The following is a 25638-nucleotide window of genomic DNA, read 5'->3' on the forward strand; positions in this document are numbered from 1 at the left end:
ACCCGGTGTGACCTGCTGATCGATCCCCTAGGGTTGACCGAAGGCGCTGTACGGGATCGAAGCGTGCCGGCACGGTGCCGGTTAGACGACGAGGAAGAGACGAAGATGACGACTGGCGGTTCGCAAGGTGGCGGTCCGTACGGAGATGGCCGGCAGGGTCAGCATGAGGCGGGCCACCAGGCCCATCAGGGGCCGGCCTCGGGAGCGTTCCCCGCGCAGGGTGGCCAGCCCGGTTACGGCGGCAACAACGCACCCACGTCGGCGTATGGCAATCCGGGAACCAGCCCTCTTCCGTCGCAAGGCCCCTACGGCGGTCCCGGCGCCGGCGCCTACTCGCAGCCGGGCGCCTACTCGCAGCCCGGTCCGGCTGCGTTCGGACCGCAGACGGGTGCGCGGCCCGCATTCGGCGGTCCGGGGGGCGAACTGCCCCCGCAGGCCCCCGGGAAGAAGGGTGGCGGCGGACGCCTGGCCGCACTCGGCGCGGGTGCCCTGGTGGTGGCTCTGGTCGCCGGCGGTGCGGGCGGCGCGATCGGCTACACGCTGGCCGACGGCTCGGACGGGTCGTCGAGCAGCACGAGCAGTGGTCCGCTCGGCGGCGACCCCAACGCGAACGGCAACAACAAGCCCGTCGAGGCCCCGGCCGGCTCGGTCCAGGAGGTCGCGTCCCGGGTGCTTCCGTCGGTCGTCTCCATCGAGGTCGCCTCGGCCGGTGCGATGGGGTCGGGATCGGGCGTCGTCCTCAGCGAGGACGGCGTAATCATGACCAACAACCACGTCGTGAGCGCCGGCGGCAACGGCCCCGCCGCCAAGGTCGCGGTCAACTTCTCCGACGGTTCGCGTGCGCAGGCCCGGGTGCTCGGCGCCGACCCGATCTCCGACATCGCGGTCATCAAGGTCGACCGGAACGATCTGACCCCGGTCACGGTGGGCAACTCGAACAACCTCGCGGTCGGGCAGGACGTCATCGCCATCGGTTCGCCGCTCGGACTCGCCGGAACGGTCACCACGGGCATCATCAGCGCGCTCAACCGACCTGTCCTGACCTCCCGCGATCCGGGCACCAACACCACCTCGGTGATCGATGCCATCCAGACCGACGCCGCGATCAATCCCGGCAACTCGGGCGGTGCGCTGGTGAACGCCAGGGGAGCACTGATCGGCATCAACACCGCCATCGCCACCCTCGGTGGAGGCGAGCAGCAGGCCGGTGGCAGCATCGGACTCGGGTTCGCGATCCCCATCGACCAGGCGATCCGCGTGGCCAAGCAGCTCGAGTCCACGGGCAAGGCCAGCCACGCCAACATCGGTGTGTCCGTGCGCCCGAGCGGTGACTCCGACGCGCCCGGCGCCGTCGTCACCGATGTGACCCCGGGCGGACCTGCGGCGGGCGCGGGCATCCCGAAGGACGCGGTCATCACCAAGGTCGACGACCGTCCGATCCCGTCGGGCGACGCACTCGTGGCGGCCATCCGGTCGCATGCGCCGGGGGACACGGTCACGGTGACCTACACAGACGGCGGGAACACCAAGACCGCACAGGTCAAGTTGGGCACGCTCGAGGTGAAGTGACACGCGGCGCCACCGCCGGAGCACATACACAACTACACAGCCCCGCACGACCGTCCAGCGGTCGGTCAGAGACGAGAGAGAAAGGGCCTGCCATGTCTGATGCCGGATCCACCGTTCCCGGAAGCACCGCCATCTCCGGCGACACCGTAGGAGAAGGGGAGTCGCTGGACGTCCGTCTCGCGGGTGATGCGGGTCGGGTCGATCCGGCCGACGTGGTGGCCGCCGATGCCGCGGCGCGCGAGTTCGTCGCGCGCCACGAGCAGGCCGCCCACCGCCCACAGGGCGAGGAGATCGGCCGGGCACTGGTCGTAGTCGTCGACGACGAGGCGGCGCACGGTGAAGACCAGCGCCTGCTCGGGCCGCTCGTCGGCGAACTGCTCGCCGAGGCAGGATTCCACGTCGACGCCGCCGTTGTCGTTTCCGGCGACGAGGTGGAGATCCGGAACGCTCTGAACACCGCGGTGATCGGTGGCGTCGACCTGGTGGTGTCGGTGGGCGGTGTGGGCGTCGGCGCCCGCGACGTGACCCCGGAGGCCACCGAACCGCTGCTCGACCGCCGGCTGCGCGGCATCGAGGAGGCGATCCGTAGCTCCGGGCTCGCCGCCGGGGCGACCGACGGTGGACTTTCGCGCGGGCTGGCCGGAATCTCCGGGCAGACCCTGGTCGTCAATATCGCCAATTCTCGCGCCGCGGTGCGCGACGGAATGGCGACCGCCGCCCCTCTCGCGAAGTATGTGATCGAGTCCATCAGCGAGTTCTGATGGTGGTGGACGTTACCCAGGCCGGTATTGTTGAGCAGAGCTAACGATCGCGCCCTCGACAGGGACGGTCGACCGAGAGGAAATGGGGCGATCCCACCCATGACGGGTGCCCGAAGTAACCCCGAAAAACCTGCGGTGAGCAGCAGCGATGACGCTGCTGCTCATCGTGCTGCCCGTCGCGCGAAGCTTGATTCGGTGTTCGGGGACGACCTCCCGGACATTACAAGTGACGAGTGTGGCGAAGATCACAAAGGTCACTCTCAGGATTGGTTCGAGGCCCAGCGGCCACCCCATTACGAGTGAAATGCGACAAGCTGTACATAGCCGCATCAGCGTGTTTATCTACCGTTAACTTTCGTCCGTCGATAGATCACGTATTCACTATTTGTGATGGTGCGTATCCGGTTTGTGACACGGTCGAGTCCAGCTGTTGCCCGTTCTGAGACCCCTCCGATAACGTTCGCCTCGACAACGCTCGGTCCCCTTGAACGGGGCTTGAGCAGCGTCCTGCGATCTGTCGCGAGTGACAACGCAGCAGTGACCAGGAATTCGATGGATCCTTAACGCAAGCCAAGTCCTGCGTGTGAGCAGGCTGAGCATTACTGTGTGGAACACCATCGAACGTCGAGGGTCATGACTTGCGGATGTGGATGCATTCCGCGGGGTAACAGCCGAATCCTGTGAGAGGGAACGAATGAGCAAGTTCAGCAAGCTTGGGCTGCGCCGCGCCGCGGGCGCCGTCGCGATCGCCTCGGCCGCGGTCGTGGGCCTGGCCGGCATGGGCGCCGGTGATGCGGCAGCAGGAAAGCTGGCCAACGGATACAAGAAGGCTTCGGGCATCGAGGGCGAGTCCATCCAGACGTGGCGCACCGGTGAGTTCGCACTCCCGGCCCCGTCGGTCGCCAACAACGGCGCGGGCCGCTCCGCAGTCGTTTCCGGCGTGTACCAGGCCAAGGCCAGCAAGGGTGTCTCCGGCAACCTCGCCGTCAAGCTGCTCGTCGGCTGCCAGGTCGACATCACCGGTCTCTCCGGCGGTCTCGGGGGTGCTCTCGACATCGCCGGCGGTTTCGAGGCCAGCGGTGCGCTGAGCATCCCGCTGTCGCCCGGACAGGTCGCTGTCGTCGACATCACCGACAAGGATCTCGCCGACAACGGTCAGGCCGCGATCCAGCTGTCGCAGTTCGAGGTCTCCGTCCAGCAGTGCGGTGGCTTCGCCTCGGCGCGCACCATCACCAAGGTGATCGGCGCCAAGGGCTACAGCACCGACGACGGCAAGGTCAGCGGCGAAGGCTCCCTCATCCAGTCCACCCTGTACGGCCAGCCCTTCAGCCTCAACTGACTCTGGCGCAGATAACTAGCACTTCCTGACTTATCTGCCCAGCGCAGATTGATATTCCACGAAGGGGAATCATGAAGAAGAACATCACGCGTCGCGTGGTTGCGGCTGCCGGTCTCACCGGCGCCGTCGCGATGGGGCTGACCAGCTTGGCTGCCGGTGGCGCCACCGCAGGTCCGCTGCCGGGCGGCACCGTCACCCGGACCCTGGTCGACGGCACCCCCGTCACCGTCCAGCTCTTCGACGAGTACGTCAACGTCCAGCGCGCCGTCACCAACGTCCAGACCAGCCGTGAGGTCTGGGTCTCGGGCAAGGTCAAGGTCACCGTCGGCGGCAAGGCCGAGGGCGGCTCGGTCAACGCCGGCTACCTGGTCGGCTGCCAGGTCAACTTCGGCGCCAGCGCCGAGGGCGGCGCCGGCGTCAGCGGCAACGCGATCGACCAGACCGCCGCCCCGTCGGGCGAGGTGGGCGCGGGCTTCACCCTCGGACCCGGCCAGGCCAGCTACTTCCCGATCATCGAGACCACCTCGGGCACTGACACCGCGTACAGCGACTACAAGGTCAACTCGTACTCGTTCAAGGGCAAGTCCGGCGGCGTCGTCTACAGCCAGGAGAAGTTCGGCATGGACGGCTGCGCGGGCTACGCCTCGGCGAAGGCCAAGATCAAGGTGACCGTCAGCACCGACGCCGTGAAGGGTGTCATCACCCTGTACGGCAAGCCGTTCAGCATCGGCTGATCGTCTAGCCGGCACTCAGCATCACCACCGCGGGGTGGGAATCCGACCAGGATTCCCACCCCGCGGTGTTCGTTTCGGTGGGGGACGGCTGTCCGGCGCCTGCCGATGTTCTGTGAGGCTCCTGTGATCGGCTGTCGGACAGGGGTTTCCCCAGGTTCGCGCGCTAGCCTCGGCGTCGGCGGTGCGGATGCCGTCGCTGGGAGAGTGGCAGATGATGCACGAAGTGGACGAAACGACCGCGGACGGGCAGGTCCCCGGGCATCCCACCGCACTGTCTCTCCGGATGGCCATTCGTCGTTTCCGCCCGCTGCTCACCGGCTTGAGGTGGCGACTCGCCGCCGCGATCCTCTGCTATCTGGTCCACGTCGCGACCACGGTCGTCACCGTCGCCGTGTTCGCCCACATCGTCGACGACGTCCTCATCACCGGCGATCTGTCGGCCCTGCTCGATCCGCTGCTGGTGTGGATCGCCGCGTCCCTCATCGGTGCGGCGGCCTCGTACGCGGGAGCGGTGCTGACCGGCGGGGTCACCGAGAAACTCCTTCTCCGGCTGCGCGACCGGTTGTACGTGCACACGCAACGGCTCGCACCGCATGCGCGACATCGATTCGGCACGGGAGATCTCGTGTCCCGCAACACCTCCGACGTGGAAGAGGTCGACAGTCTGCTCTCCTCCGGGGCCGTCACCGCCGCCGTCGCCGTCGTGAGCCTGATCGTCTATGCCGTCGCGGTTTTCGTGACCCAGTGGCAGCTCGCCCTGGCTGCCGCGATCCTCGCACCCCTGCTGTGGCTGATCGCCCGCCGTTTCGGCGTCATCGTCAAGCGTGCGTCGCGCCGGGAACGTTCGGCGGCCGGCCGGATCAGTTCCCTGGTCGCCGAGGGCGTCGCCAATGCGCCCGCCATCCAGGCCGCCGGTCAGCTCGATCGAGACCGGCGCAGGGTGGGGCGGCAGAGTCGACGATGGCGCGATGCCCGGATGTCGGAGATCCGTGCCGACGCCGCCTTCTCCGAGGCCGTCACCGTCGTCGAGGTGCTGTGCATGATCGCGGTAATCGTCCTCAGTGCCTGGCAGATATCAGCCGGCACAGCGGAACTGGGCACCCTCATCGCGCTGACCGGCTATCTCGGCTACCTGTACCCGCAGATCCAGACACTGGGCGGACTCGTCGTGGAGGTCACTGCGGCGACCGCGAGCGCCGAACGCGTCGCGCAGGTGCTGGATGCGCCGGTCGGCGTGGCCGAGACGCTCGACGGAGATGACGTGCCGCCGGGCCCGGTGGCGTCGGCGGTGAGCCTGACCCTGGACGGCGTCTCGTTCGCCTACCCGCAGACGGATTCGACGGTGCTCGACGACGTGCGGCTGGACATCGACGCCGGCGATCTCGTCGCCATCACCGGACCCAGCGGCGCCGGCAAGAGCACGTTGACGTACCTGCTGCTGCGGTTCTACGACCCCGACGCGGGCGCGATACTCCTGAACGGCAACGATATCCGGACCATGGACACCCCGACCCTGCGCGCACACATGTCGGTGCTCCAGCAGCGGCCGGCACTGATGAGCGGCACGATCGCCGAGAACATCGCGTTCGGACAGGCGGACGTCACGCGCGAGCAGATCGTCGCGGCTGCCGACCTGGCCGGCGCGACGCCGTTCATCCGGCGACTCCCCGGTGGCTTCGACGCCGAGGTGGTCGAACGCGGGGACAATCTCTCCGGTGGACAGCAACAACGAATAGCGTTGGCCCGAGCGTTCTTACGGGACGCACCCCTGCTGATCCTCGACGAGCCGACCACCGGGCTGGACGCCGAGACCGTCGGCGAGGTGCTGGAACCGCTCGCGAAGCTGGCGTCCTCCCGCACGACGGTGATGATCACCCACGATCCGCGTGTCCTGGCGATCGCGGACCGGCGGATCGAATTGCGCGACGGACGATTTCACACCGTGGTGCGGATCGCTTGAGCGAGGGCCGAACCGTCGCCTTCCCGGCGCGACTCGGCATCCGGAGAGATGCAACGAGCCCCTGCCGCGCGAGGCGGCAGGGGCTCGTTGTCTACGTGTCAGCTACCGAAGAACCAGGGGAGCCGCTGGGGACGGGCCTGGGGACGCGGCGACTGCTTGCGCTGCTGCGGGCCGGGCCGGCCGCCGTTGGGCTGCTGCGGCTTGCGGTTCTGGGGCTTGTTCGGCATTCGTCCATCCTTGCATCGAGTGACGCGCCGGGGCATCGGCTCCGGCGGGTCGCAACGTCTCTGTGCGACGAATCCCAAAGTAGGAGCGCATTCTTGGGATACAGATGGTGCGCGCTGTCAGCTTCCTGCGAGCTCAGCGCGAGTGGCGTCCCGGAGCGTCCGGACCGTCACCCGGGAACTGTTCGCCCGGGTACTGCTCACCGGGGTACTGCTCGCCCGGGTACTGGGAACCGGGCGGCGGGTAGTTACCCGGGGGCGGGTAGTTGCCGGGCGGCGGGTAGTTGCCCGGGGCCGGCTGGGGTGTCGGGTACGGCTGGCCTCCCGGACCGCCGGGCTGACCCTGCGGCGAGCCGAACAGCGGCGACGACTGGGGTCCCGACTGGGAGGGACCCTGCTGGGACGGCCCCTGCTGGGACGGCTGACCCGGCTGCGGGGGAGCCGAGATGCGCTGCGTCGTACCGGCACCTGACGGCGACTCGTACGGCGCGAGCGGCCCGGACTGGGGTGCGTACGCCTCACCGGCCGGCGCACCCGGCTCGGACAGATGCGGCGGCAGGTCGCTCTCGGCCTCGGCCTTGGCCTTCGACGTCCCCTCCGGATCGAGCAGATCGCGGATCTCGGTCAGCAGCGCGACCTCGGTGACCTCGGCCTTCTTGCCGAAGCCGCCCAGCTCCGCGAGCTTGTTGTACGGCAGGATGATGATGAAGTACACCACCGCCGCGATGATCAGGAAGTTGATGACGGCGGTGATCACGCTGCCGATGTCGACGAACGTCGAGGCTTTGTCGGTGATCTGGAATCCGAGTCCCTGCGCGGCATCCGAGCCGACCGGGATGGCGTTGATGATCGGCTGGACGATGCCGTCGGTGAACGCGGTCACGATCGCGGTGAAGGCCGCACCGATGATGACTGCGGTAGCCAGCTCGACGACGTTGCCCTTGAGTATGAAGTCCTTGAATCCCTTGAGCACGGTGTGCGGCCTCTCCTTGGTCTTCCGCTCTTGTTTCAATGATTCGATCTCAGTCGGTGCAAAACCGACATTTGCTGTGCGAACTCGCACTACCCTATCCACGATCGTGGACGATCCGATCCATTTGCCTTGATTTTTCCCGAGTGTCGCCGCTGACGACTGCCGTCATATCCGATCCGGCATGCCCTCCGTACAGGACTTCAATGCAGCACGACCGCCAGCGAAGAATCGAGCCCGGCAGCCGCGACGCGATGCGCCGCAGCGGCATCCATCGCGAGAAGAACCGGTGCCACCGTGCTGCGACCAGCAGATATCCCGGTCGGCGAGTTCTGGCCCGTGTGTATCGCCACTACGGCGCGTCGAGCGAGGACGTCCGCGGAGTCGGTCAGGACGTCGACCACGTCGCCGGGCCGAAGTAGCGACGTGACCGCCTCGTCGGACAGCCGGACCGGCACGAGGCGGGCGTCGTCGACGCCGGTCAGGTCGGCCGGCAGACGCGAGGACAACAGCCGGGTGTCGGTCAGCATCTCGCCGGTTCGTACCCGGCCGGTGACCGTCCGCCCGGTCGCGAGCGCGGCGTCGGAGAGGGCTCCCGCGGGAACGGCGCTGACCACGACGAGCCGGGGCGTCAGATCATCTGCGGTGACAACTCGCCCCGGTAGCAGATCGTGAGCCGCGACGAGCACCTCTAACTCGCCGTCGGCCCGGGTCCCGGCGAGGGCGATCACGGCGGCCGTGATGATCAGTACTGCCGCAACGAGGCGTCGGACCGCCAGCGTGCGCGTCCACCCGGGACGGACGGCGGAGGCGAGCCGGTCGCGGAGGCGTGGACCGAGTCGGTCGAGCGGCAGCGACATCCGAGTGCGTGGCATGACTGGACGGTAGGGCGGTGAGCACCCCGAACACGGCGGCCGGGGCCTGTTGTGGACAACCGGCGCTCAGGTGGCGCACTATGCACAACCCGCCGCCGGACAGGACCTCCGCTAGGGTGACCACGGAAACAACCATGGTGTGCCGGGAAGTCTGGTCGGCCGTTGCCCGGTCCCGGGTGGCGTGATGAGGGCACGTTTGTGCCCAGCGGACAGAGGAGCCCCATGACACGCGACCGTCTTCGGCAGTGGGCCGCACTCGACACCACCAGCGGCGTCCTGTTGCTCATCACCGCGGCCATCGCCGTCGTCTGGGCCAATTCGCCGTGGCGGGACAGCTATTCGTCCCTGCTGCACACCGAAATCGGTCCCGAGGCACTGCACCTGCATCTCTCGCTGGCGCACTGGGCGTCGGACGGACTGCTGGCGATCTTCTTCTTCGTGGTCGGTGTGGAACTCAAACACGAGTTCGTGGCCGGCAGTCTCCGCGACCTCAGACTCGCCGGAGTGCCGATCGCCGCGGCCGTGGGCGGGATGGTGACGCCCGCGCTCTGCTATGTGGTCGTCGTTGCGGCCGGTGATCCCGAAGCCCTACGCGGATGGGCCATCCCGACCGCCACCGACATCGCCTTCGCGCTCGCCGTGCTCGCCATCTTCGGTCGTGGCCTGCCCCTGCCGCTGCGGACGTTCCTGCTCACGCTGGCCGTCGTCGACGACCTGCTCGGCATCGTGGTGATCGCGACCTTCTACACCGACGAGATCGACTTCGTCATGCTCGGCGGCGCACTTGTCACGGTCGCGGTGTTCGCGGTTCTGGTGCGCGGCTCGTGGCGGCTCTGGCCGCTGTTCATCCCGGTCGGCGTCGTCGCCTGGGCGCTCATGCACGCATCCGGCGTGCACGCCACCGTCGCCGGCGTCCTGCTCGGCTTCGTCGTACCCGCCGTCGCGATCCGCGGGGAGGAGATGCCGCGCACGGAACGGCTCGACGAGGCGGTGCGTCCGTACTCGGCGGCGATCGCGCTCCCGGTCTTCGCGTTCGCGGCCGCCGGCGTCACCGTGATCGGTGGCGAGGGATCGATCGTGCAGCCCGTGTCGATCGGCATCGTGCTCGGACTCGTGGTCGGCAAACTCGTCGGCGTCCTGGGATCGACGTGGCTGATGACGAAGTTCACGCCCCTACGCCTTCCGGACGCCATCGGACTCCGTGACCTGCTGCCGATCGGCATGCTCACCGGCGTCGGATTCACCGTTGCCCTCCTCATCGCCGAACTCAGCTTCGAGGGGGGCTCCGATGACCACGCCGCGGCCGCCAAGGCGGCCATCCTCGCCGGTTCGGTCATCTCGGCGGCACTCGCCGCGGTGCTCCTGCGCTGGGATGCCCGGCAAGCGCGCGACGCCGACATGAACCGCGATGACATCCCGGACATCAACCGGGATGTCATCGGCGGGTAGTCACGAAGGCAATCGACACGAGAGAGCCGGTCGGTTCAGGAGCTGGTGATTTCCTCCCTCGGCCGACTGTTCGTGTCGGGGTCGTAGGTCTCCCAGAACGTGGCACCGACGATGCCCAGCGCGACCGGGTCGAAGATCGGGTCCTTGCCCTGCTTCTTCTGGCGCTCGTAGTCGCGCAGCGCCTTGAACGCGGGCTGCTGGAGGATCAGGATGCCGAGGATGTTCAGCCAGGCCATCAGGCCGACGCCGATGTCGCCGAGAGTCCAGGCGTCCTCGGCCGTGGAGACCGCACCGTAGGCCACCGAGATCAGGATCGCGGCCTGCAGGAGGAGCGTGAGGTTCGCCCCCAGGGTGCTGCGCAGCGGACGAAGGTAGATCGTCGATGACTGACCCATGAGGAACCGCAGGTTCGTCTCGGCCATGTAGTAGTACGCGATGATCGTGGTCAGGCAGAAGAACGCGAGCGAGATGGCGACGAACGTCGAGCCCGCGCCGCTCCACATGCTGTCGAAACCGACCTGCACGAACGTCGGGCCGACACTCACATCGCTGGGGAGCAGACCACCTTCGCCGAGGACCGAACCGTCGGCGCTCTCACCTTCGAACACCCGGTACGCGCCGGTGGTGATGATGAGGAAGCCGGTGGCCGAGCAGACGAAGAGGGTGTCGATGTAGACGGCGAAGGCCTGGACGAAACCCTGCTTCGCGGGATGGGAGACCTCCGCAGCGGCCGCGGCGTGCGGACCGGTGCCCTGACCCGCCTCGTTCGAGTAGATCCCGCGCTTGACGCCCCACATGATCGCAGCGCCGATGATCGATCCGAAGACCGCGTCGGTGCCAAAGGCACTCGAGAAGATCAGCCGGAACACCTCGGGTATCTGCGAAGCGTTGGTGAACACGACCACCAGGGCGAACAGGATGTAGCAGACGGCCATGAACGGCACGACGATCGAGGCGAAGGTGGCGATGCGCTTGACGCCGCCGATGATGACGAACGCCAGGACGATCACGATGCCGATCGCGACGGCCCAGTCGGCGACGTCCCAGGCCTGGCTCATCGCGACGGTCATGGAGTTCGACTGGATTCCGGGCAGCAGGATGCCGCATGCGAGCACCGTCACCGCCGCGAAGACGAGGCCGTAGATCTTGAAGAACTTCGAGGACTTCGTGTGGGCGAACGCCTTGCTGAAGTAGTACGCCGGCCCGCCTCGGTACTCGTTCGTCAGCGGGTCACGCGTCTTGTAGATCTGGCCCAGGGTGCACTCCACGAACGAGGTCGACGCCCCGAGGAAGGCCACCAGCCACATCCAGAAGAGTGCACCCGGCCCGCCGAAGGCGATGGCGGTGGCGACACCCGCGATGTTGCCGGTACCGACGCGGCCGGCGATGGAGATCATCAGCGCCTGGAACGAGGACACCCCGTCGGGCGAGCTGTGTCCGTGAACCATCGCGCGGATCATCTCCGGGATGTGGCGGACCTGCAGGAATCGAGACCGCAGTGAGAAGAACACGCCCGCGCCGAGGCACAGGTACACCAGCGGATCGCTCCAGATGATGTCGTTGAGTTTGGTGAGGAAGTCGGTCATCGCACTCCAATGAGGATGTCGTCAGCCCTGTTTGCTTCAGGCCATCGGAAGGTGTCGGTAGTTTGTCAGGTGAACGACCGGTGTGTGGCCGTGGTGTGAAAAACACCTTGCCTGATGTCGCGCGAACTCTCTCGGCGAGAATCGTCGACGTCGTCACCGGACCCGGCGTTAGCACTCGGAATGAGCGAGTGCCAAAATCGGTTATACTTGTCAGCGTTTACTGACTTTCGGAGGTTTAGGTGCCCACCTACTCGTATGCCTGCACGGAGTGCGACAACAAGTTCGACATCGTCCAGTCGTTCTCCGACGACTCGTTGACCGAATGCCCGCAGTGCACCGGTCGCCTGCGCAAGCTGTTCAACTCGGTCGGCATCGTGTTCAAGGGGAGCGGTTTCTACCGCACCGACTCGCGGTCGGGTTCGTCCTCTTCGGACACCGCGTCGTCCTCGTCGTCGGACAGCTCGTCGTCGAGCACTTCCTCAGCCTCGTCGGATTCGTCGTCGTCGAGCTCGAGCAGCACCACCAAGAGCGACAGCAAGGCCGCGACTCCCGCCTGAGCGGGTCCGCACAACTGCACACCAGAACCTGGGCAGGAGCCCCTCCGGTACACGCCGGACGCTCCGCCCGGGTTTTGTTGTCCCGAGCGGGGTGTCGGGGATCAGCTCAGTTGCTGAAACCCGCCGCCGGGGGTGAGGGCCCAGCCGACGGCGACGTCGTGGTCTCCGGCGGGTAATGAATCGACGAGCTCCTCGTCGTAGACGACGGCGACGAGTTCCGCGGACAGTCCGACGAGGGTGCGGTCGTAGTATCCGGCCCCCCGGCCCAGGCGGACGCCGGTCTTGTCGACGGACAGCGCGGGGATCAGGACCACCGACGCCGCGCGGATCGCGGAGACGCCGAGACGGTCGTGCGTGGGTTCGAGCAGGCCCCAGCGCCCCGGGGCGAGAGAGGCGGGACCGGTGTAGCGCGCCCAGTCGAGCGGGGCGGGTTTGCCGGCAGGGACCACCGGGAGCAGCACCGTCACGCCGCGATCGATGAGCGCGTCGAGCATCGCCGTCGAACCCGGCTCGTCGCCGACCGGTACATAGGCCGCGACCGTGACGTCGTACTCGAGCCGGAACGGGCAGGTGTGCATCCACTCGGCGAGGTCTTCGGCAGCCCGCTCGCGCGCGGCCGCCGACATGCCCGACCGGCGTTCCGCAGCTTTCTCTCGCCGCTGGTCCTTCAGGGTTCGCACGACGCGACCGTCCTTCATGCCGTGGGTGGCTCGCCGACGCCCGAACTGTATCGGACGCAGGCCCCGGCGCGGGTGAGGTCGGAGTCACTCCTGTCCGTCCGGCCGCCCGGGGACACCTGTCCTAGGGTGGTTCCATGACTGCGTCCAAAGATGGCTTCAGCGAGTACGAGTCGGTGCCCAACACCCCGCCGATCCCGCGAACCGCGGTGGTCCCGGCCGCCGGTCTGGGGACGCGCTTCCTACCCGCCACCAAGACGGTGCCCAAGGAGCTGCTGCCGGTGGTCGACACCCCCGGCATCGAGCTGGTCGCCGAGGAGGCCAAATCAGCCGGTGCGGAGCGCCTCCTGATCGTCACCTCGCCCGGCAAGGACGGCGTCGTCGCGCACTTCGTGAAGGACCTCGTCCTCGAGAGCACCCTGGCCAAGCGCGGCAAAGAAGCGATGCTGGCCAAGGTCCGCAAGGCGCCCAACCTACTCGAGGTCGCGTCGGTCGTCCAGGACAAACCCCTGGGACTCGGCCATGCCGTCGGATGTGTCGAGGACCGCCTCGACGACGACGAGGACGCCATCGCCGTCCTGCTGCCCGACGACCTCGTCCTGCCCGGTGGCGTGCTGGAGGTCATGGCCCGCACGCGGCAGCGTCGCGGCGGCTCGGTCCTGTGCGCGATCGAGGTCCCCGAGGACCGCATCAGCGCCTACGGCGTCTTCGACGTCGAGCCGTTGCCCGACGCCAACAACCCCAATGTCATGAAGCTCAAGGGCATGGTCGAGAAGCCGGAGCCACAGGACGCGCCGTCGAATCTCGCGGCGGCCGGCCGCTACATCCTCGACCGCAAGATCTTCGACGCGCTGCGTCGGATCAAGCCGGGCGCGGGAGGCGAACTCCAGCTCACCGACGCCATCGCGCTGCTCATCGAGGAGGGCGAGCCCGTGCACGTCGTCGTCCATCGCGGCACCCGCCACGACCTGGGCAACCCGGGCGGCTACCTCAAGGCCGCCGTCGACTTCGCGCTCGATCGGGATGATTACGGCCCTGATCTGCGGGAGTGGCTCGAAAAGCGTCTCGCCGAGAGCTGATCGCCCGGGCTCCCGCGCGCCTCGGCCGTCCCGGCGCGCGGGCCCGATACCGTTTGTCTGTGTTGTATCGAGCAGTGCGGGTGTGTCGAGCAGTACGGGAAGTGCGGTGAGATGCGGTCGGTAGAAGATCATCTGACGCTCGTGACCGCCGCCGCGGTGGCGCCGCGGCCGGTGCGTGTCGCGATCTCCGAGGCGCAAGGTCTGATGTGCGCGGAAGAAGTGGTCACCGAGCATCCGATGCCGGGTTTCGACCAGGCCGCCATCGACGGTTACGCGGTGCGTGCAGTCGACGTGGCACTGGCCGGCGTCCTCGCCCCGGAGGATCGCGAGGAGTTCGATCCGAACGGTGCCGAACTCGTCGACCTCGAAGCGGGCGAGCCCATGATCGTCTCGTTGCCGGTGGTCGGGGAGGTGGGCCCGGGGTCGCGCACCCCGACCCGGCTGCAACCTCGCCAAGCCGTCCGCGTGGAGACCGGTGCGCCGATGCCGACGCTCGCCGACGCGGTCGTGCCGCTGCGCTGGACCGACGGCGGCGACCAGAAGGTCAAGATCGGTCACGGCGTCGAGAGTGGCAACTACGTGCGCCGGGTCGGCGACGACGTTCAGCCCGGTGACGTCGCGGTCCGTGCCGGCGCGATCATCGGCCCTGCTCAGGTGGGGCTGCTGGCCGCGGTCGGGCAGTCACGTGTGATGGTGCACCCGCGTCCGCGCCTGTCGGTGATCTCGGTGGGCAGCGAACTCGTCGACATCGATCGCACTCCCGGACCGGGACAGATCTACGACGTCAACAGCTATGCGCTGGCGGCCGCGGCGCGCGACGCCGGCGCCGACGTCAACCGGGTCGGCATCGCCGAACGTGACGCCTCCCGGATGCGTGAGGTCGTCGAGGCGCAGCTCATCCGCTCCGAGATCGTGGTGATCTGCGGCGCGGTCGGCGGCAGCGCGTCGAAGGCCATCGCCGACGCCCTCGCCGACCTCGGTGAACTCGAGATCGTCCGCGTGGCCATGCATCCCGGCTCGGTCCAGGGTTTCGGCCGGCTCGGTCGCGATGAGGTGCCGACCTTCCTGCTGCCGGCGAACCCGGTGAGCGCCCTCGTCACCTTCGAGGTGATGGTGCGCCCTCTCATCCGCATCGCGCTGGGCAAGCGGCAGCCGATGCGCCGGGTGATCAAGGCCCGCACCATCGGGCCGATCGCGTCGGTGCGCGGTCGCAAGGGGTACCTCCGCGGGCAGCTCATGCGCGACGAACGGACGGGGGACTACCTCGTCCAGGTGCTCGGTGCGTCACCGACCGGGTCGTCGCATCTGCTGGCCGAGTTGGCCGAGGCGAACTGTCTCATCATGGTCGACCCCGAGGTCGAGGAGATGAGTACCGGCGACGAGGTGGAGGTCGCCTTCCTCGCTCAGCGCGGGTGATCCCGTCGAGACCCTTGATGCGCCTAAACTGACTCATCGTGTTCAGGTGGTTGAGCGGAAGTGGGGGCAGCCCGGGTTGGCCGGCGACCCTCGGACCGCTGCGCACCAGGGCCGGGACGGTCACGTTGCGCCCGGTCAAGGTCCGCGACGGCAAGACCTGGAGCGAACTGCGCATCCGTAACCAGAACTCGCTGTTGCCCTGGGAACCCACCGGTGTCGGGAGCTGGGCGGATCGCCATCAGCCGGCGTCGTGGCCGCCGCTCTTCGCGGTGCTGAAGTCGGAGGCCAAGCGCGGCACCATCCTGCCGTTCGTGATCGAGCTCGACGATCAGTACGTGGGGCAGCTGACCGTCGGCAACATCCAGCGCGGAGCCGTGCGCAGCGCGTGGATCGGCTACTGGGTCGACAATGCGCACGCCGGTCAGGGCATCGCGACGGCGGCCGTCGCGCTCGGCGTGGACCACTGCTTCGGGCCGGTCGGACTGCACCGCCTCGACGCGACGGTACAACCGGCCAACGAGGCCTCTCAGAAGGTGTTGAAGAACATCGGTTTTCGGCAGGAAGGGCTGCTGGTCCGGTACATGGACGTCAACAAGCGCTGGCGCGATCACATGCTCTTCGCATTGACGGCCGAGGAGGTCGTCGGGTCGGCGACCGAGGCGCTGGTTCGCTCGGGGCGGGCGTCCTTCCGGTAGCTAGGATCGCGGCATGACTGCTCTCGAAATCGTGGTTCGGGGTAACGCACGCGGTCGGTACGCCCCGGAACGCGGCGTGATCGACCTCGCCGTCCATCTCGAAGGTCCCGTGAAGGCGGCGGTGTACGAGGCTGCGGTGGGACTGCATTCGCGGATCACCGGTGCTCTCGGCGAACTCGAGTCGGCCGGTGCGGTGAACCGGTGGACCGCCGAATCGGTACGGGTGTACTCGTCCCGGGCCTACTCGCGGGACGGAGAGCCGCGGGATCCGATGTACAACACCCGCATTCGCATCGACGCCGAGTTCGGCGACTTCGAGAAGCTGTCGGAGTTCATCGACACCTGGTCCGGGGAAGAAGGGGTGGCGGTCGAAAACGTTCACTGGGACGTCCACGAGACCAGTCGCCGCGCACACGAACGCGAGCTGCGTCGGGAGGCGGTCGAGGACGCAATAGCCAAGGCGCAGGCCTACTCCGACGCCGTGGGGCGCGGGCCGGTGATACCGACCCTCCTGTCCGACCCGGGCATGGTCGACCATGCACCGTCACCGCGCGGGCGGGTGATGAGTGCCGCCATCCCGGGGTCGGCGCCGTCGCCGAGCCTCGAGCTGCGGGCCGATGACATCGAGATCCGCGTCGCGGTGGACGCGCGTTTTCGCGCCGAGTGACTGAGAGCGGCATGTGAATCCGCGCCGACATGGTCGCGCTCCGGCGCGTCTGCGCAGAACTGGGACTTTCGGGCCCTAGATTGTGGAGTGGCCTCGTGTGACCAGAGTGAATGAAGGGAGAGTCGCATGCCCAACTCCGTACTGTGGGTTTGTCTCGTCGCGGTCTGGCTCTTCGTGCTGGTCCCGATGGTGATCAAGGGTCGTCCCCAGATCCTCAAATCGACCGAGGCCGCGAAGAAGACGCGCTTGCTGCATCGCGGTGGATCTCGCGCGACGGCACCGTCGACCGCGCGACGCCGCTCGTCGGCCCGCCACCCGCACGACCCGTCGTGGAAGTCCTCCCGGAAGGCGACCGCGACCGCTGTCGTCGACGAGGTCGAGGACGACACCGAAACCGAGACCGAGGACGCCGACGTCACGACGAAGGTCCAGCGAGTCGCAGATGTCGAGGCGGAGAAGCCGACCGTCGAGGCCACGGATGACACCGACACCGAGGACACCGACGCCGAGGACACCGACCTCGAGGATGTCGCCGACGAGACCGACGATGTCGAGGACGACCAAGCCGCCGAGACCGACGACGACCTGGTCGACGAGGCCGCGGACGCAATGGCTGAGGACACAGAGGCTGAGGAGTTCGAGGATTCCGAGTACGAGGACTCCGAAGAGGCCGAATACGAAGATGATTCGGAAGCCGCCGAGTACGAAGCCGACACCGAGTACGAGGACGCGGCCGACGATCTCGACGAGGACGAATACGACGACTACGCCCGCGCGTCCCGGCCCACCGAGGCCGAACCGGAGTCGGTCGTCGACGAACTCGAAGACGAACAACCGGTTGCGCGGAAGCCGCAGTCCGAGCGCGTTCGACGCAGCGTGTACTCGTCCGAGAAGGAACGCGAGCTGAAATACCGCGAGCGTCAGCGGGTCACGCTGGGCCTGTTCGTGCTCTTCGTCCTGTCGCTGGTGTCGGGCTTCCTGATCGGGACGCCCGGCTGGGTCGCGACGGGTGTCGTCGGGCTGATGCTGGTCGGATACCTCGCGTACCTGCGTCGAGCCGTGAAGGTCGAGCAGCAGATCCGGGCTCAGCGACTCGCCCGCGCCAAGCGTGCGCAGCGCGCCGAGGAGGAGCGTCGTCGACGCGCCGCCGCGGTGCCCGAGTTCGCCGCCGCACCGCCGCCCCCGCGTCTCCGCCGTCCCGGTGGCGCCGTGGTTCTCGAGATCGACGACGAGGACCCCGTCTTCGACCACCTGCCGCCGTTCCAGCGTCGCCGCATGGACCGCGAGGACCTGGAGTACCGCCGGGTCGGCTGACCCGCAGCAGACACGAACCAGCAGTAGGTTTCGCCCACCGAAACCTACTGCTGATTCGTTTCAGTGACCTGTGGTCACCGACGCCTTCCCGTGCGAATCCAGCCACGCCTGACCGCGTTTGGCGGCCGTCGACAGCGCGAAACGCTCACCGAGGTAGGTCGCCGGCGCGCCGATGACCGGGATGTACCCGAGCATGCGGAACAGGATCATCGGTTGGGGTCGCTTCTCGAACTCGTCGTCGACGGCCCGCAGCAGCTTCGCGGCATCCCAGATCCCGCCGAGCAACGACTTCTTGCGCTCCTCGAGTTCGCTGGGCAGGGGAGCACCTGATTCGGAGGACAGATCGGGTGTGGAGATGTCCCGTCCGCACAGGACCGACGCCAGCAGTGCGACCTGGCGGCCACGGTCGGTGACCTCGTATTCGCGGGCGATCGCGACGAGCACCATCGCCTGGTTGGCGAACCCCAGGTAGGGCGTGATCGGCAGGCGCTTCGCCCAGATGCCGAAGACCCCGGGGAAGGCGACCGCGGTGGTGTTGAGGGTCCCGATGCGGGTCACCCACCAGCTCGCTCGCTTGTGCATCGACCGCTCGCTCCAGCCCTTGGTTCCGGGCCAGTCGGCGACGTCGAGGAGCTTGGCGGCCGCGTGTTGGGCCTGCTCGATGCGGGAATCGGAGTGGTCATGCTCATGGAATGTATGGCCCTTGAGGCCGAGCGGGTCGCGTTCGGCGAGCACGTCGAGAACAGGGTTGATCACCCCCACGACGTTGCTGAGAACACCGGCCAGTTGCTGATCAGACATCCGAGGCACCGGCCCAGCCTAGCCATGAGTCCGGGCGTTTGGGATCCACCGCGGTGGGGCTGCTAGAGTGGCTCCCGGTTGGTCGCACGACGACCCTCCGGGGCTATGGCGCAGTTGGTAGCGCGACTCGTTCGCATCGAGTAGGTCAGGGGTTCGATTCCCCTTAGCTCCACCATTCTCACGCCGGTCATGCCGAGCCGCCGGACGCGCCGTCGCGCTGCCGGGGTAACCTTCTCAGTATCCGGTTCGAACATCCGACAGATCTCTGTCGGCCTCTCCGGTGTCAGACCGTAGACAATCCACTCTCCGTCTGATGAACACGTCAGGTGGGAATGTGACCTCCGAGTCCCTCAGCATCGTTGCCGTCGTCGAGGAGGCGCGACGATGAGCGTCCCTCCGCTTCTGGGACCGCCCCGGGTGCGGTTCGGTGTAGATCCGTCGGCTCCGATCGGCGGCGCGTGGTACCCGTACACGGTCCAGCTCGCCGACGAACTGCCCGGCGTGCTCGCCGCGGCTCGACCGCAGATCGGCGACGTCACCGGGATGGACGTCAACTGGAGCAGCTTCCGCCGGTTCCCCGGCTTGGATTCCCCGGACTCTCCCATGACGCCCCCGCTGATGACACTGACCGCAGGAGGAGTCGTCGTGACGCTTCTGGTGATCCCACCGCGCACCGCATCGTCGCTGGCCGCGATCCTGCTGCGTCAGGCGAGCAACACCGTGTCCCCGGACAGTCAGCTGCATTCGCTGGAATTTCGTCGTGCGGAACGGATTCTGGAACTCGCACGTCGGTCGCTGTCCACGTCCTGACGCCCGAGGTCTGCCCCTGGGCGTCCCGATGACCGGGACCCGTTCGCGCCGGACGTTGCGACCACGATTTACCGTGCGGTGGTGAAGATCCGATCCAGCGGGTATGCCCACCTGCTCGCGCCCGGCGTCATCGGCCCGATGGCGGTACCCAATCGCGTTGTTCTGCCTGCGATGGACATGAACCTGTGCGTCGACGGCGAGATCGAAGAGGGTGATGTCGCCCATTTCGCGGCTCGCGCCGCCGGCGGGACCGGCCTGATCATCACCGGTTGCTGTGCGGTGGCCTATCCGGTGGGGTGCGCCAGCACCAAGGAACCGGGACTGTCCGAGGACCGTTTCATCCCGGGTCTCGCGGCTCTGGCCGACGCGGTTCACGCGGAAGGCAGCAAACTGTGTGTGCAGATGACGCATCACGGCCGGGTGGCGCGAATCGACACGATCGACGACCGTCCGCTCCTGGTCCCCACGACGCCGTCGGGTACTCGCGACATGTCGGCGCTGGCCGACAACACCCCCGGCGAACTGCAGAAGATGGCCGCCGTGTCCGGCGGGAAGTCGGCCACCTACCACGAGGCCACGCAAGACGACATCGACTGGCTCGTAAGGTGTTTCGCCGACGCCGCCGGCCGGGTGCAGGCCGCGGGCGGTGACGCGGTGGAGATCCACTGCGCCCACGGTTATGTGCTCGGCGGCTTCCTCAGCCGCGCCGACAACCAGCGGACCGACGGCTACGGCGGACCGCTGGAGAACCGGGCGCGGTTGGCGTGCGAGGTCATCGCCGCGGTGAAGGAGCGGGTCGGCGACTCGCTGGCCGTCATCGTCCGCGTCGCCGGCCGGGAGTTCGGCGAGGAGAACGGGCTGACCACCGAGGAGGCGGTCGGCGCGGCCAAGCTCTTCCAGGCCGCCGGTGCCGATGCCATCCACGTCACCGGTTGGGGCCGAAACCCGTTCTCCAACTTCACCGACGGCCCATTGCCGGACAAGGTCGGGGCTTATGTCGAGCTCGCCGGGGAGGTCAAGAAAGCGGTGTCCATCCCGGTCATCACGGTCGGCCGGATGCTTCCCGAGGTCGGCGAGGCCGCGATCGCCGACGGTAAGACCGACTTTGTCGCGATGGGTCGGCAACTGCTCGCCGACCCCGACCTGGTGTCGAGGCTTCGTGCCGGCCGCCCTGAGCGGATTCGCCCGTGTATCAACTGCTATGTCTGTGTGCAGGAGAACTTCTGGGACGGCACCCCGGTCTGTGCTGTCAATCCGGCGCTCGGCAACGAGACCGTCCTCCCACTGGTCCGCACCGCGAACCCGAAGCATGTTGTGGTGGTCGGTGCCGGTCCCGGCGGTCTCGAGGCCGCGCGGGTGGCCGCCGAACGCGGTCACCGGGTGACGTTGCTGGACAAGGGCGATCGTCTGGGCGGCACACTGTGGTTCTCGAGCCTGACCACCCCGGACAATCATCGGTTGCTGCGATGGCTGAAGAACGAGGTCGAGCGACTCGATGTGGACATCCGGTTGAAGACCGAGGCCACCAAGGAGTTGGTCGGGTCCCTCGCCCCCGACGTCGTGATCGTGGCCACCGGCGCGGTGCGCGACCGGCCGGACGTGCCCGGTGGACATCTGCCTCATGTGCACACCGGCGATTCGCTGCGTGCGGTGATGACCGGGAGCGGGGACCTGTCGCAGGTGTCGTGGTTCCTCCGGATGGCCGGCCGACTGGGCCGACTGTCCGGCATCACCAGGAGTCCGAAGGCCGTCCGGACCGTGACCCGCGCGTTCCTGCCGATGGGGAAGGACGTGGTGGTGGTCGGTGGTTCCCTTGTCGGACTGGAACTCTCGGAGTTCCTGGCCGAGCGGGGACGAAACGTGACGCTGGTGGAAGCCGGACAGCAGCTGGGCGTACCGATGGCCCTGCCGCGCCGATGGACCGCAGTGCGGCATGCGCGCGAGAAGGGCGTGCGGATCCACCGTAACGCCACCGTGACGCGCATCACCGAGGGGCACGTCGTATTTCGCGTCGACGACCAGCTGATGACCGCCGCCGCCGACATGGTGGTCGTCGCCTCCGGGGTTTCTGCGCGGGCTCCGCTCGTCGATGCGTTGGCCGGTACCGGTCCGGACGTGCACGTGGTCGGCGATGCAGCCAGCGTCGACTACATCGAGGGAGCGATCCACACGGCCTGGAGAGTTGCCACCGCGGTGTGAGTCCGGCGGTCTACCAGCTCGCAGCTTGGATCGATGTTCAGCCCGCAGGAGTGACCCGGGTCGATGCGTCGTCGACGCGCGATCCCCGGCGACCGTGAGCGCCCGACGCCCTAGTGCAGGCTGCCCTCGTGGCGTGGGCGATCGAAGGGCGTCAGCGGAGCGCCCGTGCGCAGGGTGGTCGCCAAGGCCGGATCGGCCAGATGCATCCGGCCGATGGCGATGAGGTCGAACTCGTCGGCGGCGATCCGCCGGGCCACCTCGTCGATGTTGTCCACGACGGGTGCTGCGCCCTCGATGCGGCTGTCGCGCAGGGTCTTACCCAGCCCGACGCTGCCCACGGCCATGGCGTGGGCGCCGGTGAGTTTCTTGGCCCACCCGGCGAGGGACAGCTCGCTGCCCTCGAAGGCCGGTACGTCGAATCGCCGGTTGCTGGCGTCGAACACGTCGACACCCGCTTCGGCGAGTGCGCCGAGCACCAGCCCGAGCTCCGCCGGCGTGGTCGCCACCTGAGCGGTGTAGTCCTGTTGCTTGTGCTGGGAGAAGCGGTAGAAGATCGGCAGGTCGTCGCCGATCGCCGCACGGATCGCCGAGACCACGGCGACCGGGAAACGCGTGCGGGCCGCGAGGTCGCCACCCCACCGGTCCTCGCGCTGATTGGTTCCGTGCCAGACGAAGGAGTCGAGCAGATAGCCGTGACCGCCGTGGAGTGCGATGCCGTCGAAGCCGGCCTCCACGGCATTGGTCGCCGACCGCACGTAGGCCGTGATCACCTCGTGGATGTCCTCGGCGGTCATCGGCTCGGTGGGAACGGCGGCCCGCGTGACGTAATCGTCCGGGTACGACGTGACCCCGACCGGTCCCCATACGCCGGACGGACGCATCGGCCGGATGGCGGGGTCGGGCGTACTCATCGCACCCCACAGAGGTCCGACATGCCAGAGCTGGGGGATGATCCGGCCGCCGGCGGCATGCACGCTGTCGGTGACCGTCCGCCATCCGGCCAGCGCCGCAGCGCCGTACATGTGCGGCACGTTCGGGTTGTCCACCGCGGACGGGTGATCGATCGCCACACCCTCGGTCACGATGAGACCGGTCCCGCCCGCGGCGCGGCGCGTGTAGTACTGCGCCACATCGGGTCCGGGGACACCCGCCCGCGAGTGGGACCTCGTCATCGGGGACATCACGATACGATTCGCGATCTCCAGGGAACGAACCGTCAGCGGTTCGAAGAGTGCGGAGTTGGTGTCGTTCACGAGAATTGACTCCTGCGGCATGACCAGAGCTTGCGGCCGGCGCGAGGTGGGGTCAATCCGCGTCCCACTCAGTGGTGACGGGTGTCAGACGCCGACCGTGTCGGTGGCCAGGGCGGCTTTCTCGAGCGCGGCCACCCCGTAGGCGGCGTAGGTCTCGTATTCGCCACGACCGGAGAAGTACGGCGTCAGCTGATCGCTCAGTTCTTCGACGGTGAACGCCGAACCCGCGGCGTCGAAGCGGTGCTCGACCCGGGGTGCCTCCATCAGGGCGACCATCTTGCCGTAGACGACGAACACTTGACCGTTGATCTCGTCGGATGCCGGCGAGGCGAGGTAGCGCACCAACGTCGCCACGCGTTCCGGGGAGAGCGGATCGAGATCAGCGGTGGCCGCGGTGTTCTCGCCGAAGGCCTCGGCGGTCATCGCGGTGCGCGCCCGCGGGCAGATCGCGTTCGCCCGCACGCCGTAGCGGGACAGTCCCTGGGCGGTGGACAACGTGAGCGCGGTGATCCCGGCCTTGGCGGCCGAGTAGTTGGGTTGGCCTGCCGCACCGAAGAGGAACGCCTCAGATGAGGTGTTGACGACCCGTCCGAAGACCGGACCGCCGGCCGCCTTGCTCGCGGCACGCCAGTGCACCGCGGCGGCGCGTGACGTCGCCGCATGACCCTTGAGATGAATACGGATCACGTCATCCCAATCGGTCTCGGTCAGATTGAACAGCATTTTGTCCCGAACGATCCCGGCATTGTTGACCAAGATGTCGAAGGATCCGAAGGCGGCGACGGCCTCGTCGACGAGACGCTGACCGAGAGACCAGTCGGAGACGTCCCCGATCACCGCGACGGCGGCACCGCCGGCGGCCTTGATCTCGTCCACCACTCCGTGTGCCGCCTCGCCCATGTCGTTGACGACGACCGCGGCGCCGGCGGCAGCGAGCGCCAGCGCCTCCGCACGCCCGAGGCCCGCGCCGGCGCCGGTGACCGCCGCGGTACGGCCGGACAGGTCAAGCGTTTCCACCATGTTGAACTCCTCTTCCAGGCGAACATCCCGTAACTAGTATTCATTCTAGTTTTCGGGGTGGCGGGTCGTGCTCGATGTGCTCCCGGTGAGCGGGATCGCCCAGTTGGCCGCGGCGGCGCGGGTCTCAGACGCCGGCCGCGAGCAGGTCGCGCGCCTCGGGGCGGCCGTCGAGAATCCGGCTGATCCGCGTGCGTACCTTCCACTGTCCGTCGATCTTCTCCAGCTCCCAGCGGGTCGCGGTCACACGAAGGACTCGGAACCCGTCGCCGTCGCGGATGATCAGCTGCGACTTGCAGGTCGCCACCGCGGTGTCACCGTCGATGCGCGTGTGACCGGGCTCGAGAATGTGTCCGCATCCTCCGTCGATCCACGCCTGATGTGCTTGGGAACGGACCATTGCCTTGATCTCCGCATGTCCGCGCATGACGCCGGTGTCCACGTCGTAGACGCCGTCTTCGGTCCACAACCGGGCGACCGCTTCGACCGAGCCGCTGTCGATCGCCGGACCGTAGGCGGTCATGAGCTCGCTGATGGCGAGTTTGTCCTCGAGCGCCGCAACCCGCTCGGCCAGCGAGCGGAGCAGGTTCTCGGGATCCTTCGTGGTCTCGTTCACGGGGTTGACCTTTCTTTTCGGTGTGTCGTGCGTGTCGTCGTGGCCGTGGTCCCGGGTGGGGGCACCATGTGTTGCGACGTACGCATCCCGGTCAGCGGGAAGGCTGCTACCATTACAAGAATTGATTTCAGTTTTTACCACCGGGCGGGTTCCGAGTCCGGTGTTAGGAGGCATGATGACTGTGCTTGACTCGGTGTCCGTGGATCCGGCCAAGTCGACCAAGAAGGACCTCCCGCCCTCGATGGTGGAGCGGATGACCCTCATTCTGGACGCGTTCGACGGGCCGCAGGCCCGGCTGACACTCGAACAAGTCGCCTCCCATACTCGTCTTCCGCGTTCGACGGTCCATCGCATCCTCGACCAGCTCGTGCGGCTCAATTGGGTCGAACACTCCTCGACCGGGTACAGCCTCGGACGACGGGCCGTCGGTCTCGGTGGCGCCGACCGCGGCCACTCCCAGCTCCGGGCCGCCTCCGCGCCGTATCTCCACGAACTGCACATGCAGACCGGGATGGTCGTTCACCTGGCGGTCCTCGACGGCGGCGAGAGCGTGTACCTGGACAAGATCGGTGGCCGGTTCGCGGCAGCACTGCCGTCGCGGGTGGGAGGACGCGCACCGGCCTACTCGACCGCCGGGGGCAAGGCCATGCTCGCGCTGATGGAACCCGAGGACGTCGACGCGCTCTACCCCGACCTCCTGTCCCGCCGGACCGAGAGCACCATCGACGACCTGTCGGCGTTGCACCAGGAGCTCAACCGGATCCGTCAGGGACGAGGGGTGGCCTTCGAACGCGGCGAGTCGGTGCGCGATGTCGCGTGCGTGGGCACGGCCATCCGGAGTTACGACGGCCCGGTCGGCGCGATATCGCTGTGCGGCGACGCCCGCACGGTGCAGCTGGAACGAGTTGCGCCGCTGCTGGTTCGCGCCACACGCGAGGTGTCGAGGACGATGTACCCCGACGTCGACACCGCCCGTCGTGGCCGCCGGCCCGTCCCCGCGCCGCAGAAGACCTGGTCGTCGGAGGCCCTCGATCGGCTCCTTGCCGTCGAGTCCGGCCAGTGGTTCTGAG

The 25638-nt window shown here is 67.8% G+C and carries 24 protein-coding genes and 1 tRNA gene; 16 read left to right on the forward strand and 9 right to left on the reverse strand.

Going from position 1 to position 25638, the window contains the following annotated elements:
* Nucleotides 1–105 precede the first annotated feature (105 nt).
* The 5 genes from RVF83_RS12470 (at nt 106) to RVF83_RS12490 (ending at nt 6363) form a co-directional block, all read left to right on the forward strand.
* Nucleotides 106–1569 carry a S1C family serine protease gene (locus RVF83_RS12470; RefSeq protein ID WP_174351865.1) on the forward strand — a complete coding sequence of 488 codons (1464 nt, stop codon included), beginning with the start codon at nt 106–108 and terminating at the stop codon, nt 1567–1569.
* A 92-nt stretch (nt 1570–1661) separates the two neighbouring features.
* The gene (locus RVF83_RS12475; protein WP_005193917.1) at nt 1662–2330 is read left to right on the forward strand and encodes a MogA/MoaB family molybdenum cofactor biosynthesis protein; all 669 of its coding nucleotides are present in this window, start codon (nt 1662–1664) and stop codon (nt 2328–2330) included.
* Between the two features lie 694 nt (nt 2331–3024).
* A complete protein-coding gene (locus tag RVF83_RS12480; protein WP_005193919.1) occupies nt 3025–3669 on the forward strand; it encodes an MspA family porin in 645 nt (214 codons plus the stop codon).
* Between the two features lie 71 nt (nt 3670–3740).
* Entirely contained in the window at nt 3741–4403 is a 663-nt protein-coding gene (locus RVF83_RS12485) for an MspA family porin (RefSeq protein WP_005193923.1), read from the forward strand.
* 214 nt (nt 4404–4617) lie between these two features.
* Nucleotides 4618–6363, forward strand: coding sequence for an ABC transporter ATP-binding protein (locus RVF83_RS12490; RefSeq protein WP_247602449.1), 1746 nt, complete (start codon nt 4618–4620; stop codon nt 6361–6363).
* A gap of 98 nt (nt 6364–6461) precedes the next feature.
* On the opposite strand, the gene RVF83_RS12495 is transcribed toward RVF83_RS12490, so the two are convergent.
* The 3 genes from RVF83_RS12495 to RVF83_RS12505 all read right to left on the reverse strand — a co-directional run bounded on the left by RVF83_RS12495 (nt 6462) and on the right by RVF83_RS12505 (nt 8432).
* Nucleotides 6462–6590, reverse strand: coding sequence for a hypothetical protein (locus RVF83_RS12495; protein ID WP_255220615.1), 129 nt, complete (start codon nt 6588–6590; stop codon nt 6462–6464).
* Nucleotides 6591–6723: 133 nt separating this feature from the next.
* Nucleotides 6724–7560: a large conductance mechanosensitive channel protein MscL gene (gene mscL / locus RVF83_RS12500; protein WP_005193927.1), complete on the reverse strand. Its 837-nt coding sequence runs from the start codon at nt 7558–7560 to the stop codon at nt 6724–6726.
* A gap of 200 nt (nt 7561–7760) precedes the next feature.
* Entirely contained in the window at nt 7761–8432 is a 672-nt protein-coding gene (locus RVF83_RS12505; RefSeq protein WP_247602445.1) for an SAF domain-containing protein, read from the reverse strand.
* Between the two features lie 222 nt (nt 8433–8654).
* Between RVF83_RS12505 and nhaA the strand changes: the two genes are divergently transcribed.
* Nucleotides 8655–9881, forward strand: a complete 1227-nt coding sequence (gene nhaA / locus RVF83_RS12510) for a Na+/H+ antiporter NhaA (protein WP_005193931.1) — start codon at nt 8655–8657, stop codon at nt 9879–9881.
* Between the two features lie 35 nt (nt 9882–9916).
* On the opposite strand, the gene RVF83_RS12515 is transcribed toward nhaA, so the two are convergent.
* Complete coding sequence (locus RVF83_RS12515) at nt 9917–11467, reverse strand: alanine/glycine:cation symporter family protein (RefSeq protein WP_005193933.1); 1551 nt, start codon at nt 11465–11467, stop codon at nt 9917–9919.
* Between the two features lie 239 nt (nt 11468–11706).
* Between RVF83_RS12515 and RVF83_RS12520 the strand changes: the two genes are divergently transcribed.
* Nucleotides 11707–12024, forward strand: a complete 318-nt coding sequence (locus tag RVF83_RS12520) for an FmdB family zinc ribbon protein (RefSeq protein ID WP_005193935.1) — start codon at nt 11707–11709, stop codon at nt 12022–12024.
* A 101-nt stretch (nt 12025–12125) separates the two neighbouring features.
* Here RVF83_RS12520 and RVF83_RS12525 read toward each other — a convergent pair whose 3' ends face one another.
* Nucleotides 12126–12704 carry a 5-formyltetrahydrofolate cyclo-ligase gene (locus RVF83_RS12525; RefSeq protein ID WP_005193937.1) on the reverse strand — a complete coding sequence of 193 codons (579 nt, stop codon included), beginning with the start codon at nt 12702–12704 and terminating at the stop codon, nt 12126–12128.
* A 134-nt stretch (nt 12705–12838) separates the two neighbouring features.
* Between RVF83_RS12525 and RVF83_RS12530 the strand changes: the two genes are divergently transcribed.
* The 5 genes from RVF83_RS12530 to glpR all read left to right on the forward strand — a co-directional run bounded on the left by RVF83_RS12530 (nt 12839) and on the right by glpR (nt 17872).
* The gene (locus RVF83_RS12530; protein WP_005193939.1) at nt 12839–13780 is read left to right on the forward strand and encodes a UTP--glucose-1-phosphate uridylyltransferase; all 942 of its coding nucleotides are present in this window, start codon (nt 12839–12841) and stop codon (nt 13778–13780) included.
* Between the two features lie 111 nt (nt 13781–13891).
* Nucleotides 13892–15196 carry a gephyrin-like molybdotransferase Glp gene (glp, locus tag RVF83_RS12535; protein ID WP_039879800.1) on the forward strand — a complete coding sequence of 435 codons (1305 nt, stop codon included), beginning with the start codon at nt 13892–13894 and terminating at the stop codon, nt 15194–15196.
* Between the two features lie 38 nt (nt 15197–15234).
* Nucleotides 15235–15891 (forward strand): GNAT family N-acetyltransferase, encoded by a 657-nt coding sequence (locus RVF83_RS12540; protein WP_005193941.1) that lies wholly within the window; start codon nt 15235–15237, stop codon nt 15889–15891.
* A gap of 13 nt (nt 15892–15904) precedes the next feature.
* Nucleotides 15905–16558 (forward strand): SIMPL domain-containing protein, encoded by a 654-nt coding sequence (locus RVF83_RS12545; protein WP_005193942.1) that lies wholly within the window; start codon nt 15905–15907, stop codon nt 16556–16558.
* Nucleotides 16559–16684: 126 nt separating this feature from the next.
* The gene (glpR, locus tag RVF83_RS12550) at nt 16685–17872 is read left to right on the forward strand and encodes a gephyrin-like molybdotransferase receptor GlpR (protein ID WP_005193943.1); all 1188 of its coding nucleotides are present in this window, start codon (nt 16685–16687) and stop codon (nt 17870–17872) included.
* Nucleotides 17873–17932: 60 nt separating this feature from the next.
* Here the strand turns inward: glpR and RVF83_RS12555 are convergent, their stop codons facing one another.
* Nucleotides 17933–18682, reverse strand: coding sequence for a hypothetical protein (locus RVF83_RS12555; RefSeq protein WP_083877489.1), 750 nt, complete (start codon nt 18680–18682; stop codon nt 17933–17935).
* Between the two features lie 90 nt (nt 18683–18772).
* Between RVF83_RS12555 and RVF83_RS12560 the strand changes: the two genes are divergently transcribed.
* The 3 genes from RVF83_RS12560 (at nt 18773) to RVF83_RS12570 (ending at nt 21682) form a co-directional block, all read left to right on the forward strand.
* A tRNA-Ala gene (locus tag RVF83_RS12560) sits at nt 18773–18848 on the forward strand.
* A gap of 209 nt (nt 18849–19057) precedes the next feature.
* Nucleotides 19058–19483 carry a DUF5994 family protein gene (locus RVF83_RS12565; RefSeq protein ID WP_005193946.1) on the forward strand — a complete coding sequence of 142 codons (426 nt, stop codon included), beginning with the start codon at nt 19058–19060 and terminating at the stop codon, nt 19481–19483.
* A gap of 138 nt (nt 19484–19621) precedes the next feature.
* Nucleotides 19622–21682 (forward strand): FAD-dependent oxidoreductase, encoded by a 2061-nt coding sequence (locus tag RVF83_RS12570; RefSeq protein ID WP_210735628.1) that lies wholly within the window; start codon nt 19622–19624, stop codon nt 21680–21682.
* 110 nt (nt 21683–21792) lie between these two features.
* Here RVF83_RS12570 and RVF83_RS12575 read toward each other — a convergent pair whose 3' ends face one another.
* The 3 genes from RVF83_RS12575 to RVF83_RS12585 form a co-directional block, all read right to left on the reverse strand.
* Nucleotides 21793–22956 carry an NADH:flavin oxidoreductase gene (locus RVF83_RS12575; protein ID WP_005193949.1) on the reverse strand — a complete coding sequence of 388 codons (1164 nt, stop codon included), beginning with the start codon at nt 22954–22956 and terminating at the stop codon, nt 21793–21795.
* Nucleotides 22957–23019: 63 nt separating this feature from the next.
* Nucleotides 23020–23955: a 3-oxoacyl-ACP reductase gene (locus RVF83_RS12580; protein ID WP_005193951.1), complete on the reverse strand. Its 936-nt coding sequence runs from the start codon at nt 23953–23955 to the stop codon at nt 23020–23022.
* Nucleotides 23956–24079: 124 nt separating this feature from the next.
* Nucleotides 24080–24568: a nuclear transport factor 2 family protein gene (locus tag RVF83_RS12585; protein ID WP_005193953.1), complete on the reverse strand. Its 489-nt coding sequence runs from the start codon at nt 24566–24568 to the stop codon at nt 24080–24082.
* A 175-nt stretch (nt 24569–24743) separates the two neighbouring features.
* Between RVF83_RS12585 and RVF83_RS12590 the strand changes: the two genes are divergently transcribed.
* Nucleotides 24744–25637, forward strand: coding sequence for an IclR family transcriptional regulator (locus tag RVF83_RS12590; RefSeq protein ID WP_005193955.1), 894 nt, complete (start codon nt 24744–24746; stop codon nt 25635–25637).
* Nucleotide 25638 lies beyond the last annotated feature (1 nt).

The organism is Gordonia rubripertincta, assembly GCF_038024875.1.
Lineage (GTDB): Bacteria > Actinomycetota > Actinomycetes > Mycobacteriales > Mycobacteriaceae > Gordonia > Gordonia rubripertincta.

Coding starts and splice junctions, on each gene's coding strand:
- RVF83_RS12470 (WP_174351865.1), top strand. CDS start 106: ATGACGACTGGCGGTTCGCAAGGTGGCGGTCCGTACGGAGATGGCCGG.
- RVF83_RS12475 (WP_005193917.1), top strand. CDS start 1,662: ATGTCTGATGCCGGATCCACCGTTCCCGGAAGCACCGCCATCTCCGGC.
- RVF83_RS12480 (WP_005193919.1), top strand. CDS start 3,025: ATGAGCAAGTTCAGCAAGCTTGGGCTGCGCCGCGCCGCGGGCGCCGTC.
- RVF83_RS12485 (WP_005193923.1), top strand. CDS start 3,741: ATGAAGAAGAACATCACGCGTCGCGTGGTTGCGGCTGCCGGTCTCACC.
- RVF83_RS12490 (WP_247602449.1), top strand. CDS start 4,618: ATGCACGAAGTGGACGAAACGACCGCGGACGGGCAGGTCCCCGGGCAT.
- RVF83_RS12495 (WP_255220615.1), bottom strand. CDS start 6,590: ATGCCGAACAAGCCCCAGAACCGCAAGCCGCAGCAGCCCAACGGCGGC.
- RVF83_RS12505 (WP_247602445.1), bottom strand. CDS start 8,432: ATGCCACGCACTCGGATGTCGCTGCCGCTCGACCGACTCGGTCCACGC.
- nhaA (WP_005193931.1), top strand. CDS start 8,655: ATGACACGCGACCGTCTTCGGCAGTGGGCCGCACTCGACACCACCAGC.
- RVF83_RS12515 (WP_005193933.1), bottom strand. CDS start 11,467: ATGACCGACTTCCTCACCAAACTCAACGACATCATCTGGAGCGATCCG.
- RVF83_RS12530 (WP_005193939.1), top strand. CDS start 12,839: ATGACTGCGTCCAAAGATGGCTTCAGCGAGTACGAGTCGGTGCCCAAC.
- glp (WP_039879800.1), top strand. CDS start 13,892: ATGCGGTCGGTAGAAGATCATCTGACGCTCGTGACCGCCGCCGCGGTG.
- RVF83_RS12545 (WP_005193942.1), top strand. CDS start 15,905: ATGACTGCTCTCGAAATCGTGGTTCGGGGTAACGCACGCGGTCGGTAC.
- glpR (WP_005193943.1), top strand. CDS start 16,685: ATGCCCAACTCCGTACTGTGGGTTTGTCTCGTCGCGGTCTGGCTCTTC.
- RVF83_RS12565 (WP_005193946.1), top strand. CDS start 19,058: ATGAGCGTCCCTCCGCTTCTGGGACCGCCCCGGGTGCGGTTCGGTGTA.
- RVF83_RS12570 (WP_210735628.1), top strand. CDS start 19,622: ATGGCGGTACCCAATCGCGTTGTTCTGCCTGCGATGGACATGAACCTG.
- RVF83_RS12575 (WP_005193949.1), bottom strand. CDS start 22,956: ATGCCGCAGGAGTCAATTCTCGTGAACGACACCAACTCCGCACTCTTC.
- RVF83_RS12580 (WP_005193951.1), bottom strand. CDS start 23,955: ATGGTGGAAACGCTTGACCTGTCCGGCCGTACCGCGGCGGTCACCGGC.
- RVF83_RS12590 (WP_005193955.1), top strand. CDS start 24,744: ATGACTGTGCTTGACTCGGTGTCCGTGGATCCGGCCAAGTCGACCAAG.